Here is a 14518-nt window from a genome sequence, read left to right as displayed (position 1 = left end):
AAGCAAATGAAATTGAAAAAATTTTAACCCCTTCAGAAAGATAAAATTCTGTCGGGATTCATTTCAAAATCAAATTTTTCGTGTACTCACCGGAATTTTATCTGAATTCAAACAAACCGAATATAAATCGGTGCGACGGTCTTTCAAATTGCGCACGGCTCCAAAATTGTGCAATTCTTTCAAGAGGTCGAGATCCACATCGGCGACCAGAATCATCTCTGTATTGGCAGTTGCTTCAGCTTTAATTCCATTGGCAGGAAAAGAAAAATCACTTGGTGTAAATACCACGGATTGAGCAAACTGGATGTCCATATTTTCCACTTTGGGCAAATTACCCACCGAACCGGCAATGGCCACGTAACATTCATTTTCAATGGCACGCGATCGGGCGCAATATCTCACCCGCGAATACCCGTTTTGTGTGTCGGTGAGAAAAGGCACAAACAAAATACTCATCCCCTGTTGGGCAAGGATTCTGGAAAGCTCAGGGAATTCCACATCGTAACAAATTAAAACGCCTATCGGACCACAATCGGTTTCAAATACTTCGATTACATCTCCTCCCGAAAGTCCCCAGGTTTTAATTTCATCGGGGGTAATATGAATTTTTGTGTAGGTTTCGTAGGTTCCGTTTCTGCGACATAAAAAGCCTGTATTGTACAATTTTTCATCTTTTACCAAAGGAAAGCTGCCTGTTACAATATTAATATTGTAAGTAATGGCCAAGCTCATAAATCGTTCGCGAATTTCTTCGGTGTATTCGGCCAGTTTGCGAATGGCTTCCGCATAACTCAAATGGTTATAATCGGCCATCAGCGGCGCATTAAAATATTCCGGGAAAAGTACAAAGTCGCCGTTGTAACTGGCCACCGCATCCACAAAATATTCCACCTGGGTAAAAAGTTCATCAATGTTTTTGTACAGCCGCATTTGCCATTGTATCAGCCCCAGTCGCACAATTGATTTGTAATCACTTGCTTTTGCCGAAATTTTCTGGTAATAGATGTTGTCCCACTGCAACAATACCGCATAATCTTTTGATTCTTTATCGCCGGGCATGTACCCTTGCAAAACTTTTTTCACATGAAAATCGTTGGAAAGCTGAAAGTTAAGTACCGGATCGTTAATTTCCTGATATTTAACTTTCTGAATGTATTCTTTTGGCGACATTTCTCCCGAATATTTGTGGTAATTGGGAATTCGTCCGCCAAAAACTATGGCTTTCAGATTTAATTTTTCACAGAGTTCTTTACGCGCATCATATAATCTTCTGCCCAGTCGCATTCCGCGATATTCAGGGCGGATAAACACATCAATTCCGTAAAGTGTATTTCCTTTCGGATTGTGTGTGTTAAATGTATAATTTCCAATTATTTCTTCGTAAGTATGGTCGTCGCCAAACAACTCGTACTTCACAATAATGGAAAGTGCAGACCCCACAACTACATCATCAACCACCACAGCAAACTGGCCTTCAGGGAAAATTTTCACCAGTTTCCGGATGTCTTTTTTTTCCCAGTAGTCTTCCGGCCAGTTGGGATAAGCCTCTTGCAACGATTTAAACATCTCCTCGTAATCGCCTATATTGAGTTGCCGGACTTCTACTTTTCCAATGTTATCCATGATTTGAGCGTTGTTTTAATTGGTGTAAAAATAAAAAAGAAGCTGTCGGGAAAATATTTTTTTGACAACTTCTTTCAATTTTTTTTAGCAGTATTTTATTTTACTTCGCCTTCCTTAATCAGCCATTCAGCAATTTGAACCGCATTCAGTGCGGCGCCTTTTTTAATCTGGTCGCCCACACACCAAAATGTAATACTGTTCGGATCGGTAATATCTTTGCGGATTCGGCCCACATACACATCATCTTTACCTGAAACAAATAAAGGCATTGGGTATTGCTTTTCTGCCGGATTGTCGATTACCGATAACCCTTCGGTTTTTTCGAAGGCTTCTTTCACCTCTTCAACCGACAGTGAATTTTCGGTCTCCACCCAAATGGCTTCTGAATGTGCCCGTGCCACCGGAATGCGCACACAAGTGGCGCTCACTTCAGCATCGGTATGCATTATTTTTTTGGTTTCCCAGTTCATTTTCATCTCTTCCTTGGTATAATCGTTTTCCAGGAAAACATCAATGTGTGGGATGATATTCATGGCCAACTGATAAGGAAACTTACTAATAGTTGGTTCGTTTCCGTTTGCAATTTCCTTAACCTGCTGTTCCAGCTCTGCAATTCCTTGTGCACCGGCACCGCTGGCAGCCTGGTAAGTGGCAACGCGCACCCGTTTAATTTTCGACAAATCATTAATGGGTTTTAACGCAACCACCATTTGAATAGTAGAGCAGTTGGGGTTTGCTATAATATTTCTTGGCCTGTTTTTCGAATCTTCGGGATTGACTTCCGGCACAACCAGCGGTACGTCATCGTCGTAACGAAACGCACTGGAATTGTCAATCATTATTGCGCCATGTTTGGTAATGGTTTCTGCATATTCCCTTGAAATACCTGCCCCAGCCGAGGTCAGCGCAATGTCAATATCTTTAAAATCGTCACCGTGTTTCAATTCCTTCACTACGAGCTTTTTTCCTCTGAATTCGTATTCGTTCCCGGCACTTCGCACCGACCCAAACAATACCAGTTCATCCAGCGGAAAATTCCGCTCCTCAAGCACACGCAGGAATTCCTGTCCGACTGCTCCGCTTGTTCCTACAATTGCAACTTTCATTACTTAATTCTTTTTTATTAAACTCTGTTTTAAGTGAAAATTAATTCCCGTAAAATTACTATTTTGCCATGAATTGCTGTAAAATGACCCGGAATATTCTAAAAATCTTAACAATCATTCAGTTGTGCATGTTCAATCAGGTTTTTGCACAAGAAATCTGGCGCGAAAGTTTTTCTGTTCCCGAAAAAGGCATTTGGGGAAGCAACGATGCAGATTATATCAAATCTGATTTTGAAGGTATTTTAACTTGGACACTGGATTATTCAAATGCTTTCCCTGTTGATTCTGAAGATTATGCCAAAACCGTTTCTACATCAGGTGGCAGATTTGAAGTTTGCGACATTGACGGAGAAGTCATCTGGCGCTCGGAATGGATTGATATTTCGGGTTTTGATAAAGTGGATATAGAACTTTCTGCTTCGGAAACCGGTAGTGGTGCCAACACCGAAACCAAATACCTGAAAGCTTTTTACAGGCTGGATGATGGCGAAGAAATTCCTTTTACGGAAAACAGTGAAAATGCCGGGAACTGGGGTTCTGTGCAAGCTGTGAGCAAAAGCCTGGAGGGGAATGCGCTGCAAATTATCTGTTACCTCTCCAATCATTATGCAGCCGACAAAGTGATTCTGGATGAAGTGGTGGTTGCTGCGGAGGAGAAACACTATCCGCCGGCCGAACCGGATGAAATTATTTTAAATGAAATTCTGTTCAACCCATTCCCCGGAGGAGAAGATTATGTGGAGATTTACAACAACTCGGAACGTGAAATTCCAATCGGAAAACTGTTTCTGGCTTCACGCGATAAAAATCTTCAGTTGGAACAGATATACGATTTATCGGGGAAAATTTATCTTATTCCGCCCAAAAGTTACGTGGCCATTACAAAAGATACGAGCGGCGTTTTTCCTTTTTTTCAAATTAAATGCAGCGAATGTTTTCAGCAGGTTGCACGAATTCCGTCGTTCAACAACGACGACGATTACGTGGTTTTGCTGAACGAAAACCTCGAAATTCTTGATGAATTGTATTATACCGAAAAAATGCACACGCCATTTTTGGCCGATAAAGAAGGCGTTTCGCTGGAGCGGGTTTCTTTCACTCAACCAACCAACTCTCCCGTAAACTGGCATTCGTCTTCTTCGGATGTCGGTTACGGCACCCCAGGTTACGAAAACTCACAGACTGGCAGGGAACTGACCGAAAAACCCAAAGTCATTTTTGAGCCGGAAGCTTTTTCGCCCAATCACGACGGCTACAACGATGAGTTTGTAGTTCGTTATGAAATGGCGAAACCCGGCTACGTGGCCAACATTACCATTTTTGATGCAGCAGGCCGGTTTGTGCAACACCTGGCCAAAAATGAAATATTGGGAACCAGCGGAGAGTTTGTATGGAATGGCGAAAATGAAACCGGAAGTCGGCAACTGCTCGGCGTTTACGTGGTAATTGTTGAGGTTTTTAATGCCGAAGGAGAAATTCACCGGTTTAAAAAGGGTGTGGTTTTGACAGATGTGTTGGATTAAAAAGACTTTGCGGTGTTCGCAGTGTAATTATTTCTACTAAAATGAACCAATAAACAAATCAAATTTCTTAAAGCGAACCATCATTGTACTCAAAAAAATGAAACGAAATTTTGCCTTTTTTGCCTGGCGGGAGTTCACCCGTTCCTCCTACTTTGGGAAAAACATAGCTGCCAAGGGAGTGCTAATTTTTCTGGCCGTTTATTTTTCAGCTACTTTCCTCATTCTTGGTTTCAGTTTGAGTATGTTGCTGGCTGAAAAGTTTCCGGACCAGTCGCTGGTTTCCGCATTTAATTCCATGATTCTTATTTACCTTGGCGCCGATTTAATTTTGCGCATTTTCATCCAAAGCCTGCCTACGTTTGGGTTTCAGCCGTTTTTGGTTCTCCCCGTAAAAAAACGCCGCATTGCCCGGTATATGCTGAACAAATCGGTATTCCATTTTTTCAACATTCTGCCGTTTTTTATGGTACTGCCCTTTTTGTTTACTTCGGCTGTGAAAGAACTTTCGGGCATTAGTCTTTTTGTTTGGTTCGCGGGACTTTTTTTTCTGGTTTTGATCAACCATTTTTTGGCCATTTACCTCAAGTGGCGCACCAACGAAGACGACCGGTTTTTTTATGGATTTCTGGCTTTGGCAGTGGCAATCTTTGCACTCAATTATTTTGGAATCGTTGATTTTGCGGGAACTTTTGGGAAATTTTTCGAATGGGTAATTCAAAATCCTGTATCAGTTTTATTGTTTCCATGCGTTGCAGTTGCCCTTTATTTTCTGAATCAGAAGTACATTCTCAACCGGTTTTACCTCGACGAACTTTCGGAAAAAAAGAAACAGGGTTCGGCACACGATTTTTCATGGCTTTCGAGGGTAGGTGAATACGGCAGAATGTTATCGCTGGAGGTGAAAATGATTCTGCGCAACAAACGTCCGCGCACTTCAGCCATCATGTCGGTTTTGTTTATTTTTTACGGCTTGCTGCTTTATAAAGACAATGGAGAGGAAATATCCGATCTTATTCTGGTTTTTGGCGGTATGTTTATGACCGGCATTTTTGGAATGTCGTACGGACAATTTTTTCCTGCCTGGCACAGCCGCTACTATTCGCTTCTGATGACACAAAACGTAAAAATGAAAGAGGTGCTGCAGTCGGCTTTTTTCCTGATGGCGGCCACCAATGTGGTTTTTTACCTGCTTTCGCTTGGTTACATGTTCATTACTCCAAAAGTGCTTTACATCCACCTAGCCGTAATGCTTTACAACGTGGGTGTAAACTCAGTTGTGATTTTTGCTTTGGGATTAAACAGCCGGAAATCCATTGACCTCGACTCGCGCGGCATGTTCAACTACCAGGGAATGGGCGCCACCCAGTGGCTGATGGCTTTTCCCATACTGTTTGGCCCCATGGCAATGTATGGAATTATGGCCTTCGTTTTTGGAAAAATGACCGCACTTTTTATTCTCGGTTCACTTGGTCTGATTGGAATCATCCTGCACCCACGACTGATTGATTATTTTACCAGACAATACACGAAAAGGAAACATAAAATGATAGCTGCGTACAGGAGCAGTTAGAAGTAGGAAGCACGAAACAGGAAGTGGGAAGATGGAAGCACGAAGTCTGAAGGATAAAACTTTAAGTTACTGATATGCCTACAAATAATGGATTTAAATTTGAAAACGAATTAAAATATCATGATTCAAGCAATTAATTTACAAAAAGCCTACAGCCAAATAACGGTTTTGAACCTCCCAGAACTCACAATCAACCGCGGCGAGGTCTTTGGCCTGGTGGGCAATAACGGTGCCGGAAAAACCACGCTGTTTTCACTTGTTCTCGATTTAATCCGGGCTACCAAAGGAAAAGTGACCAGCAACGAAGTTGAAGTGGCCCGCTCCGAAGAATGGAAAAGTTTCACTGGCGCTTACATCGACGAAAGCTTTACCATTGGCTACCTTACGCCCGATGAGTATTTTGGGTTTCTGGGCGAGCTCCGGGACATGAACCAAAACGACATCGATCTTTTCAAAAACCGGTTTGAAACCTTTTTTCACGATGAGATTCTGGGGAAAAAGAAGTTCATTCGCGACCTCTCCAAAGGGAATCAGAAGAAAGTGGGTGTGGCCGGGGCTTTTATGGGAAATCCCGACGTAGTCATCCTCGACGAGCCGTTTGCCAATCTCGACCCTACTTCGCAGTACAGACTGCGCGAAATCATTAAGGAATATGCAATAAGAGGTGAAAAAACGCTGCTCATTTCCAGCCACGACCTCGACCATGTGGCCGATGTTTGTACCCGCATCGTTATTCTTGAAAAAGGCGAAATTGTAAAAGATGTTCCCAGAACCGAAACCACACTAGCCGAACTGGAAGAATTTTTTACGGGAGTGAAACAGGAAAAGCCTTTTTATGAGGATTTGTAAGAGCCGATTATACATTTTTTAGATGAGTCATTTTTCTTACCTTTATTTCCTTTAAAACTCAAAACCTTTTCTCATGGAAACCGAAGAAAAAACAGCGCAGGAAATTTATGCAAAAATGGCCGCCCTTTGCAGTCGTTCCGAACAGTGTTCAACCAATATTCATAAAAAAATTACGGTTGCCGGACTGAGCAGTGACGAGGCAGACGAAATCATTGAAAAACTGAAAGCCGAAAAGTTTATCGACGATGAGCGGTACATTCGTTCGTATGTTTCCGACAAATTCAAATTCAATAAATGGGGAAAAGTGAAAATACGCCACTACCTGAAAATGAAAGGGCTGCCGGGTGAACTCATCCAAAACGGTATGAACGAAATTGATATGGAAAAATACAAGGAAACCCTCATCAAGACGATGAAAGAAAAGGCTCGCAAAGTGAAAAAGAAAACCAAATTCGAAAAAATGGGACAGATTATCCGTTTTGCCCAAAACCGCGGCTTTGAACCGGAAATGATTCACCGGTATTTGAATGAGGTAGTGGAGTGATATTCCACTCTTTTTATAAAAAAGGATTTATTTTTTAAAAATTTCAGCATATTGTTCCTCAATTAAAAGGATTTCGTCTTCTGATAATTCGTCAAAAAACTTTTTCCTTTTTCTTGTAGAGATCCTGCCATTGTTTTGATCCAGAAATTTTATAAGCAAATCAACCTTTGAGTTTGGTAAATTGATAAATGCATTTATGGCATTTGTCAGTCGGTCATATTTTTCCAGATAATCAATTTCTGCCGGAATTATTTTATTTATGGTTTCTTCAACACATTCGTATAAAAATTCTGCCTGGGTTGTTAAATCAAAATAGCGGTAAAGATCAGCAGTTTCATTTAAAATGCGAATGTTGTGATCTGGTGTTGGTTTCCATTCAATTAAATCAACTCTCGGTAACGAAAAATCTTCCAGTAATTCCTGATAATCACTTATTCTGTTCAGGATTGCCGCTGATACCGGGAATATCATCTCTCTTTTAACAAAACCCATCCAGGTTAAAACATGATGGATAAGATACCGGTGAATTCTTCCGTTTCCATCAGACAAAGGATGGATAAAGACAAAACCAAAGGCAATAGTAGCGGCTGTTAACACAGGATCATATTTACTGTTCTGAAGGAGATTATTTGTTTTAAGCCAGCCATTCAACAGGGAATCCAGGTCATCAGCTTTTGCTGAAATGTGATCGGGAAGCGGTGTAAATGTTTCGCGGTCGTGTTCTCCGATAAAACCTTCTTCCGTTCTGAATCCCATACGTTTAAGCTTTTTGGACCCGATTACAATATGTTGTAAACGCTCAATTTCTGCCAGAGTTAATGCCTTTTTCCCAGCCAGACCTATTGCTTTCCCCCAATTGCGGGCCCTCATGTTTGGTGGAATTTCACCTTCTATGGCAAATGAGGCCCTGGAATCTTTCAGTAACAGAAAGGCTGCAGTTCTGCGAATGATATCTTTGTCACGGTCATTTAACCCTTTGTGAATCGCCTCATCCAGCCTGGAATTTATAAAGTTTTCCAGTTTCTCAGTCTTTCTGATTAGCGGACAGAATTCAGGCGTTCCGGGCAGGTTGTTTTTTACCCGGTGCCTGCCCGAATTGTTGGCAGGTCCTGCATATTGCAACTCAGGATTTAAAACATCCACATACGTGCCCTTTTTCAGATCGGGTATGTTCAGTCTGATATTGAACAACCATTCATAAAGAAACCAGATTTTTCTGTAATACTGACTCGTTGGCATCTTCATTACGGCTTCTTCAATGAATTTTTTTTCTAAAAGCTGGAAAGTTGTTTTTAAAATCAGCAAATCTATGCCTTCATATTTCAACGCAAAAACAACATGGCTCAAAGCATCATTCTTCGGTTTATGTCTTTTTGTAAACACCTGCCATTCAGAAGTATTGTATCTTTGATGTTTTTCTGTAATCATGGCAAGTTGCCGGGGAAGCGGCAAAAGTTTACCGGATTGCTCTTCAATAAACCGGAGTAAAAAGGCGTAACCGGTTAGAACACCCTTCTCGGGAAGTATCCTATCGTGAAAAATAGTTATTTCTTGTGAAAAATGATTTTCCATTGGCTGTTTTCATGAAATTCAGTTACAAATATAACATGAAAAAGGGATTAATTTATATGAAAATCATTTATTATTCTGTAAAATGCATGAAAAATGCTTATGGAATATATCACTCAAAAGCAGCCAGAAATTCCCTGGGTGTCTGAATAACCAGATGACTGAAAGAATAATCTTTGGTATTGCGGGTTATGATAGTCGTTAATTTCCCTTCCTCTGCACAAAAATTTTGCAACCCGTCTTCAAAATCCCTGAAATCAGAGAAAAGCGATTTTTTTACGGTTGATTTTGCAACAGGTAATATTTCAATCAGTTCGAGCAGGGCAATCAATTGCTTTTTGGCATTTTTGGCAGATTCCAGTTTACTTACAACATAGTTTATATTGTTCACCGAAAGTGAAGAAACAAAAAGTTTCAGTTTTCCCCGGCTGGCGTATTCAAAAATTCGCATGGCCGCTTCATGAAAAGGTTCCCTTTTGGTCAAAAAATCCAATACCACATCCGAATCAATAAAAACCTTTGTCATTGTTTCAAATGTTTTTTCAGAATTTCTTCTTCAACCAACTCGTTGTAATCTTTCCCCCCGGACATCGGTTTTACAGACCCCCAGAGTGATTTGACCAAAGTACCGGGTTCAATTTCCTTTTTCCTTTTGGAAATTAAAGATTTCAAATATTCTTCAATGAGTCCTGAAAGACTCCTGCCATGTTCCCGGGCGTACTGTTTTGCCTCTTCAACCACAGTTTTATCTACCGTAATATTCAATCGTGTTGCCATAATTATGCGTATCAAATTCATTTCAAATATACGCACAAAATTATTTTTTATCAAATTCCGTTCAGCAATATCCTTTTATATTGTTTACCTTTGCAAACCATAAAAATTTAAAAGAAAATGATTTTAAAAGACCAGGTAAAAGACCTCCTGGAGCGCCGGGATGCGCTGAGGAGGCATCTTTGACTACGATGCAAAGTTGCTGCAGTTAAAAGAAGAAGAACTCAAAACGCAAGATCCTGATTTTTGGTCAAACCCCCAGAAAGCTGAAAAACAGATGAAAGCCATCAAGTCGGTAAAAGAATGGACTACCGGTTTTGAAAAAGTAAACCAGTCTGTGGAAGATTTTGGCGTGCTGTACGAATTTTTTGAAGCCGGTGAAGCTACTGAAAAAGAAATCGACAAGGCTTATGCCGACACAATCGACCTGGTTGAAAAACTGGAAACCAAAAACATGCTGCGCAGCGAGGAAGACCATCTGGGCGCGGTGCTGAAAATAAACGCGGGTGCCGGTGGTACCGAAAGCAATGACTGGGCCGAAATGCTTTTCCGCATGTACACCCGCTGGTGCGAAGATAAAGGCTACCAAATTAAAGTGGCCGATATGCAACCCGGCGACGAGGTTGGGATAAAAAGCTGCATTATTGAAGTTGAGGGTGATTTTGCGTATGGATACCTGAAAAGTGAAAACGGTGTGCACCGCCTGGTGAGGCTTTCGCCGTTTAATGCCCAGAACAAACGAATGACCTCGTTTACTTCGGTTTATGTAGCCCCGTTAATCGACGACAGCATTGAAATAGAAGTAAATCCTGCCGATATTACCTGGGACACTTTCAGGAGCGGCGGCGCCGGTGGTCAAAATGTGAACAAAGTGGAAACCGGAGTGCGGTTGCACCATGCTCCTTCGGGAATTGTAATTGAAAATACGGAAAGCCGCTCGCAGGGCGGAAATAAGGAAAATGCACTTCGCTTGTTAAAGTCGCAGCTTTACGAAATGGAATTGCGCAAACGCCGCGAAAAGGTGATGGAAATTGAATCGCAAAAAAAGAAAATAGAATGGGGCTCGCAAATCCGCTCGTATGTCCTGCAGCCCTACAAAATGGTGAAAGACCTGCGCACCAGCTACGAAACCGGAAATGTGGATGCCGTGCTTGACGGCGAACTCGACGGACTGATAAAAGCCTACCTCATGGAATTCGGCGGTCAGTAAATGCCGGAAATATTTGCCGGTCAGCTTTCTTTTTCTATTTTTAGGAAGGAATCACAAAAGCAAAAAAACGAAACGTTTGCTTCTAAAAAATAGTCTGGTATGTATTCGAATGAAAACTTTATAAACCGCGAAATCAGCTGGCTTTCGTTTAACGAACGGGTTTTGCAGGAAGCAGAAGACCCCAACACACCGTTGTTTGAGCGCATTCGCTTCATCGGAATTTTTTCCAACAACCTCGATGAGTTTTTCCGTGTGCGTGTAGCCACCGTCCGCCGAATGGTGGATATCGGAAAAGATGAGGAGAACCTGCTGGGAAACCTCACTCCGCCGGAATTGCACGAAAAAATTCAGGAAATTGTTTCGGCACAGCAGGAAAAAGTGCAGCAAATTTTCCAGGATATTCTCGACGAGCTCAACCAAAACAACATTTTCATTGTCAGTGAAAAGGAACTGAACCACAAACAGGGCATTTTTGTGAAAAAATATTTTTACGAAAAGGTATTGCCCAATCTGGTGCCCATCATGTTGAGCAAAAAGAACAAGTTCCCTTATTTGCGCGACCGGTCGGTTTACCTCGCCGTTAAGCTGATGAAAAAAGCTGACCCCACAGATTTTGCTTACTCGCTCATTCGCATTCCGGGAAGATCTGTACCTCGCTTTTTGGTGTTGCCAAAAGATCGTAAAAAAACGTATGTGATGTTACTCGACGACGTCATCCGGTACTGCTTCGACGACCTGTTTTTCTACTTCGATTACGACATGTACGAAGCCTACACCATAAAAATTACACGCGATGCCGAGCTGGACATCGACGACGACATATCCAAAAGCTTCATTGAAAAAATGTCCAGCAGTCTGAAAAAAAGAAAGAAAGGAAAACCGGTTCGACTGATTTACGACCGTGAAATTCCTCAGGATATGCTGGATTTCATTCTAAAAAAAATGAAGCTCGACAATGAGGAAAATGCAGTGCCCGGCGGACGGTACCACAACCACAAGGATTTTATGAATTTTCCGGAAATTGGGAAAAAGCGCCACTATTACACCAAACTTCCACCGTTTACCCACAAGGATTTGCCCATGCACACCAGTATTTTGCGTGTGTTGCGCAAAAAGGATGTGATGCTGCATTACCCTTACCAAACCTTCAACCACTTTATCGACTTTTTGCGCGAAGCGGCCATCGATCCGCAGGTGAAAGAAATTGGCCTTACCATTTACCGTGTAGCGCCGGCATCAAGGGTTGTCAATGCCTTGCTGAACGCTGTGCGAAACGGAAAAACCGTGACCGTGGTCATTGAACTGCAGGCGCGGTTCGACGAAGAGGCCAACATCATGTGGTCGAACAAGTTGCAGGAGGAAGGGGCCAATGTGATTAATGGCATTCCGGGCATGAAGGTGCACAGCAAACTGGCCTGGGTAAAACGGCAGGAGGAAGACGGATTCAGAAACTATGCCTACATTGGCACTGGCAATTTTCACGAAGGAACGGCACGTGTTTATGCCGACGACGGACTGCTCACCGCCGACCCGCGTTTGGCCGACGAAGTGGAAAAAGTATTTGGGTTTTTCAAACAGAATTACCGCCACTACAACTACAAACATCTGGTGGTTAGTCCGTTTTTTATGCGCGATGTTTTTTCAGAACACATCGACCGCGAAATTGAACTGGCCAAAACCGGGGAAAAGGCCTGGATGATTCTGAAAATGAATAGCTTGATTGACCCCGGTATGATGAAACAATTGTATCGTGCCGCAAAAGCGGGAGTAAAAATCGAACTCATTGTGCGGGGCATTTTCGGGTTGCAGCTCGACAAGAAAAAATTCAGGGAAAACATTACCGCTGTTAGTATTGTAGACAAATACCTCGAACACTCGCGCATCTTTTTGTTTGGCAACGGCAGCGACGAAAAAATGTACATTTCATCCGCCGACTGGATGCCCCGCAACCTGAACCGGAGAATTGAAGTAGCCTGCCCGATTTACAATGAGGGAATTCGGGAGGAACTGAAAGAGATGCTGAAAATCCAGTTGCGCGACAACACCAAAGCACGAATCCTCGACCCGGGATTGCAAAACAATTACAATAAAAATAACCTGGAAGCAACTTACCGCGCACAGGAAGATTACTACAATTACATCAAAAACAAACACCATATTGTTATGAAAATTTATCATAATCCTCGCTGCGCCAAAAGCCGTGCCGGACTCAAATACCTGGAAGAAAAAGGGTACGACCTTGAAATTGTGAAGTATCTGAACGACGGTTTGTCGGAAAATGAACTGAAAGAGGTGATTGCCAAAACCGGAAAAAAACCAGTGGAGTTTGTGCGCATCCAGGAACAGGAGTACAAAGAAAATTACAAAGACAAGGAACTTGCAGATGACGAATGGATTAAAGTGCTGGTTGAAAACCCGAAATTACTCCAACGCCCTATTGTGGTGAATGGCGATAAAGCCATTTTGGCCAATCCGCCGGAGAAAGTTGAAGAAATTATTTGAGTTTAAATTTCCCGCAGATTACGCTGATTTTCGCAGAAAAATCATATCAAAATCTGCGTTTATCAGCGCAATCTGCGGGAACACAATCTTTGGCTCAGAAACAATTTAATTGATATTCAAGGTTTTTTGCAATGCCGCTACTTCAGCTTCCAACGCGTTTTTTTGCTTTAGTGTTTTGGAAAGGGCAAGAGCATCTTTCACCGCCTGTTTGTCGTACGATTCCAAAATGATGTAATAATATTCGTTGCCCAGGAAAACGGCTTTCAGGTTGCGGTCAATATGGTTGGCAATGAACTCCATTACGCCATTGTCTTTGCCGTTGCGGTAGCTCACTTTTTCCCATTTGGCTTCCATAAAATCGCTGCGGTGGTTGTTTGGGTCGCCAATGGGAATTTCTTCGGTTTTGGCATCGTCGCCCTGGTCGTAAACACGCAGGGCGGTGTGGTCGAGCCATTTTTCGCCGTGGTAGTTGCTGCTCAGGTAAATTTCACCCTGTTCATCCAAATGCACCTGAATGTAGGAACGGTCCCAAGCCCGCTGAAACGTTTGCCGGTTGTGAATGTACTGCGTGTAACGGTCGAATTCCGTTTTTTCCTTGCGGAACGGTTTTTCAAGCGCTTCTATTTTCACTTTCAGCGAATCCAGTTGAGCCTCTTTTCGGTGCAGCAAATCGAACTGAACCTCGCTCACCAGGTTTTTGGCGGCATTCAGCGCGTAAACCGCTTTCGGGTAAAGACGCGGAATGCTGTCGAGGTGGCGCAATGCAGTGGCCGTATCATTTTTCTCCAGCAGCGACTGGGCAAAGTTCAGTTTTGCACTGGCTTTTTCTTCGTCGGTTGGTCCGCAAGCCAAAAAAAGTATCCCGGCAACTAAAACAGTTATATAAATGGTAAACTTCATCGTTTCATTATTTTCTGCAAAATTAAGAATTTCTGACAGACGCTGCCGGATTTTTAATTCGAAGAACTTGTGATTTAGTCAATATTCACATGGTAACTGGTACTGCGCCCCTGTCCTGTAACCAGAAAAGCTTTAATTTCAGCGGGATGTTGCCATATAAAAAATTCTTGAGCCGAATACAAATTTTTTCCGACTCAAACAGATTGAATTTTGTGAGCCGAAAAAAGGGATGAATCGGCTCAATACCGGATTATTTGTTAAAAGGTTTTGCCAGTTAATATTTTGTTACCAACCCACTTTATCCCGCCTTTCTTTTTGCATCAGGCAATTAATTTCTATTTTTAGGGC

The 14518-nt window shown here is 42.3% G+C and carries 12 protein-coding genes; 6 read left to right on the top strand and 6 right to left on the bottom strand.

Annotated features, from left to right (window positions below):
* Positions 1 to 69 precede the first annotated feature (69 nt).
* Both ACESMA_RS05670 and ACESMA_RS05665 read right to left on the bottom strand, forming a co-directional pair.
* The gene (locus ACESMA_RS05670; RefSeq protein ID WP_372947807.1) at positions 70 to 1623 is read right to left on the bottom strand and encodes a GNAT family N-acetyltransferase; all 1554 of its coding nucleotides are present in this window, start codon (positions 1621 to 1623) and stop codon (positions 70 to 72) included.
* Between the two features lie 95 nt (positions 1624 to 1718).
* Positions 1719 to 2729 (bottom strand): aspartate-semialdehyde dehydrogenase, encoded by a 1011-nt coding sequence (locus ACESMA_RS05665; protein WP_372947806.1) that lies wholly within the window; start codon positions 2727 to 2729, stop codon positions 1719 to 1721.
* Between the two features lie 68 nt (positions 2730 to 2797).
* On the opposite strand from ACESMA_RS05665, the gene ACESMA_RS05660 reads away from it, so the two are divergent.
* The 4 genes from ACESMA_RS05660 (at position 2798) to ACESMA_RS05645 (ending at position 7215) form a co-directional block, all read left to right on the top strand.
* Entirely contained in the window at positions 2798 to 4252 is a 1455-nt protein-coding gene (locus ACESMA_RS05660) for a lamin tail domain-containing protein (protein ID WP_372947805.1), read from the top strand.
* Positions 4253 to 4349: 97 nt separating this feature from the next.
* Entirely contained in the window at positions 4350 to 5822 is a 1473-nt protein-coding gene (locus ACESMA_RS05655) for a DUF5687 family protein (RefSeq protein ID WP_372947804.1), read from the top strand.
* Positions 5823 to 5942: 120 nt separating this feature from the next.
* Positions 5943 to 6671 (top strand): ABC transporter ATP-binding protein, encoded by a 729-nt coding sequence (locus ACESMA_RS05650; RefSeq protein WP_372947803.1) that lies wholly within the window; start codon positions 5943 to 5945, stop codon positions 6669 to 6671.
* 73 nt (positions 6672 to 6744) lie between these two features.
* On the top strand, positions 6745 to 7215 hold the full coding sequence (locus ACESMA_RS05645; protein ID WP_372947802.1) for a regulatory protein RecX: 471 nt from the start codon (positions 6745 to 6747) through the stop codon (positions 7213 to 7215).
* 27 nt (positions 7216 to 7242) lie between these two features.
* On the opposite strand, the gene ACESMA_RS05640 is transcribed toward ACESMA_RS05645, so the two are convergent.
* From ACESMA_RS05640 to ACESMA_RS05630, 3 genes are all read right to left on the bottom strand, one after another.
* Positions 7243 to 8787, bottom strand: a complete 1545-nt coding sequence (locus ACESMA_RS05640) for a Fic family protein (RefSeq protein ID WP_372947801.1) — start codon at positions 8785 to 8787, stop codon at positions 7243 to 7245.
* A 109-nt stretch (positions 8788 to 8896) separates the two neighbouring features.
* The gene (locus ACESMA_RS05635; protein ID WP_372947800.1) at positions 8897 to 9310 is read right to left on the bottom strand and encodes a type II toxin-antitoxin system VapC family toxin; all 414 of its coding nucleotides are present in this window, start codon (positions 9308 to 9310) and stop codon (positions 8897 to 8899) included.
* Positions 9307 to 9561: a DUF6364 family protein gene (locus ACESMA_RS05630; RefSeq protein WP_372947799.1), complete on the bottom strand. Its 255-nt coding sequence runs from the start codon at positions 9559 to 9561 to the stop codon at positions 9307 to 9309. The genes ACESMA_RS05635 and ACESMA_RS05630 overlap by 4 nt, the downstream gene beginning before the upstream one ends.
* 117 nt (positions 9562 to 9678) lie before the next feature.
* Here ACESMA_RS05630 and prfB point away from each other — a divergent pair.
* Positions 9679 to 10768 (top strand): peptide chain release factor 2 gene (gene prfB, locus ACESMA_RS05625; protein WP_372947798.1). Its coding sequence is split into 2 segments (ribosomal slippage): positions 9679 to 9741 and positions 9743 to 10768, totalling 1089 coding nucleotides; the frame shifts between segments, so codons are not numbered across the junction.
* A gap of 99 nt (positions 10769 to 10867) precedes the next feature.
* Positions 10868 to 13270, top strand: coding sequence for a polyphosphate kinase 1 (gene ppk1 / locus ACESMA_RS05620; protein WP_372947797.1), 2403 nt, complete (start codon positions 10868 to 10870; stop codon positions 13268 to 13270).
* A gap of 105 nt (positions 13271 to 13375) precedes the next feature.
* On the opposite strand, the gene ACESMA_RS05615 is transcribed toward ppk1, so the two are convergent.
* Positions 13376 to 14170: a hypothetical protein gene (locus ACESMA_RS05615; RefSeq protein WP_372947796.1), complete on the bottom strand. Its 795-nt coding sequence runs from the start codon at positions 14168 to 14170 to the stop codon at positions 13376 to 13378.
* Positions 14171 to 14518 lie beyond the last annotated feature (348 nt).

This window comes from Mariniphaga sp. (assembly GCF_041687215.1).
In the GTDB taxonomy this organism is placed as follows: Bacteria; Bacteroidota; Bacteroidia; order Bacteroidales; family Prolixibacteraceae; genus Mariniphaga.
Note: the sequence above shows the minus strand (reverse complement) of the source record. Positions and strands in the feature narration are given on the sequence as shown.

Excerpts from the sequence above, each read along its gene's own strand:
- ACESMA_RS05670 (WP_372947807.1), bottom strand. The coding sequence starts at position 1,623 with ATGGATAACATTGGAAAAGTAGAAGTCCGGCAACTCAATATAGGCGAT.
- ACESMA_RS05665 (WP_372947806.1), bottom strand. The coding sequence starts at position 2,729 with ATGAAAGTTGCAATTGTAGGAACAAGCGGAGCAGTCGGACAGGAATTC.
- ACESMA_RS05660 (WP_372947805.1), top strand. The coding sequence starts at position 2,798 with ATGAATTGCTGTAAAATGACCCGGAATATTCTAAAAATCTTAACAATC.
- ACESMA_RS05655 (WP_372947804.1), top strand. The coding sequence starts at position 4,350 with ATGAAACGAAATTTTGCCTTTTTTGCCTGGCGGGAGTTCACCCGTTCC.
- ACESMA_RS05650 (WP_372947803.1), top strand. The coding sequence starts at position 5,943 with ATGATTCAAGCAATTAATTTACAAAAAGCCTACAGCCAAATAACGGTT.
- ACESMA_RS05645 (WP_372947802.1), top strand. The coding sequence starts at position 6,745 with ATGGAAACCGAAGAAAAAACAGCGCAGGAAATTTATGCAAAAATGGCC.
- ACESMA_RS05640 (WP_372947801.1), bottom strand. The coding sequence starts at position 8,787 with ATGGAAAATCATTTTTCACAAGAAATAACTATTTTTCACGATAGGATA.
- ACESMA_RS05635 (WP_372947800.1), bottom strand. The coding sequence starts at position 9,310 with ATGACAAAGGTTTTTATTGATTCGGATGTGGTATTGGATTTTTTGACC.
- ACESMA_RS05630 (WP_372947799.1), bottom strand. The coding sequence starts at position 9,561 with ATGGCAACACGATTGAATATTACGGTAGATAAAACTGTGGTTGAAGAG.
- ppk1 (WP_372947797.1), top strand. The coding sequence starts at position 10,868 with ATGTATTCGAATGAAAACTTTATAAACCGCGAAATCAGCTGGCTTTCG.
- ACESMA_RS05615 (WP_372947796.1), bottom strand. The coding sequence starts at position 14,170 with ATGAAGTTTACCATTTATATAACTGTTTTAGTTGCCGGGATACTTTTT.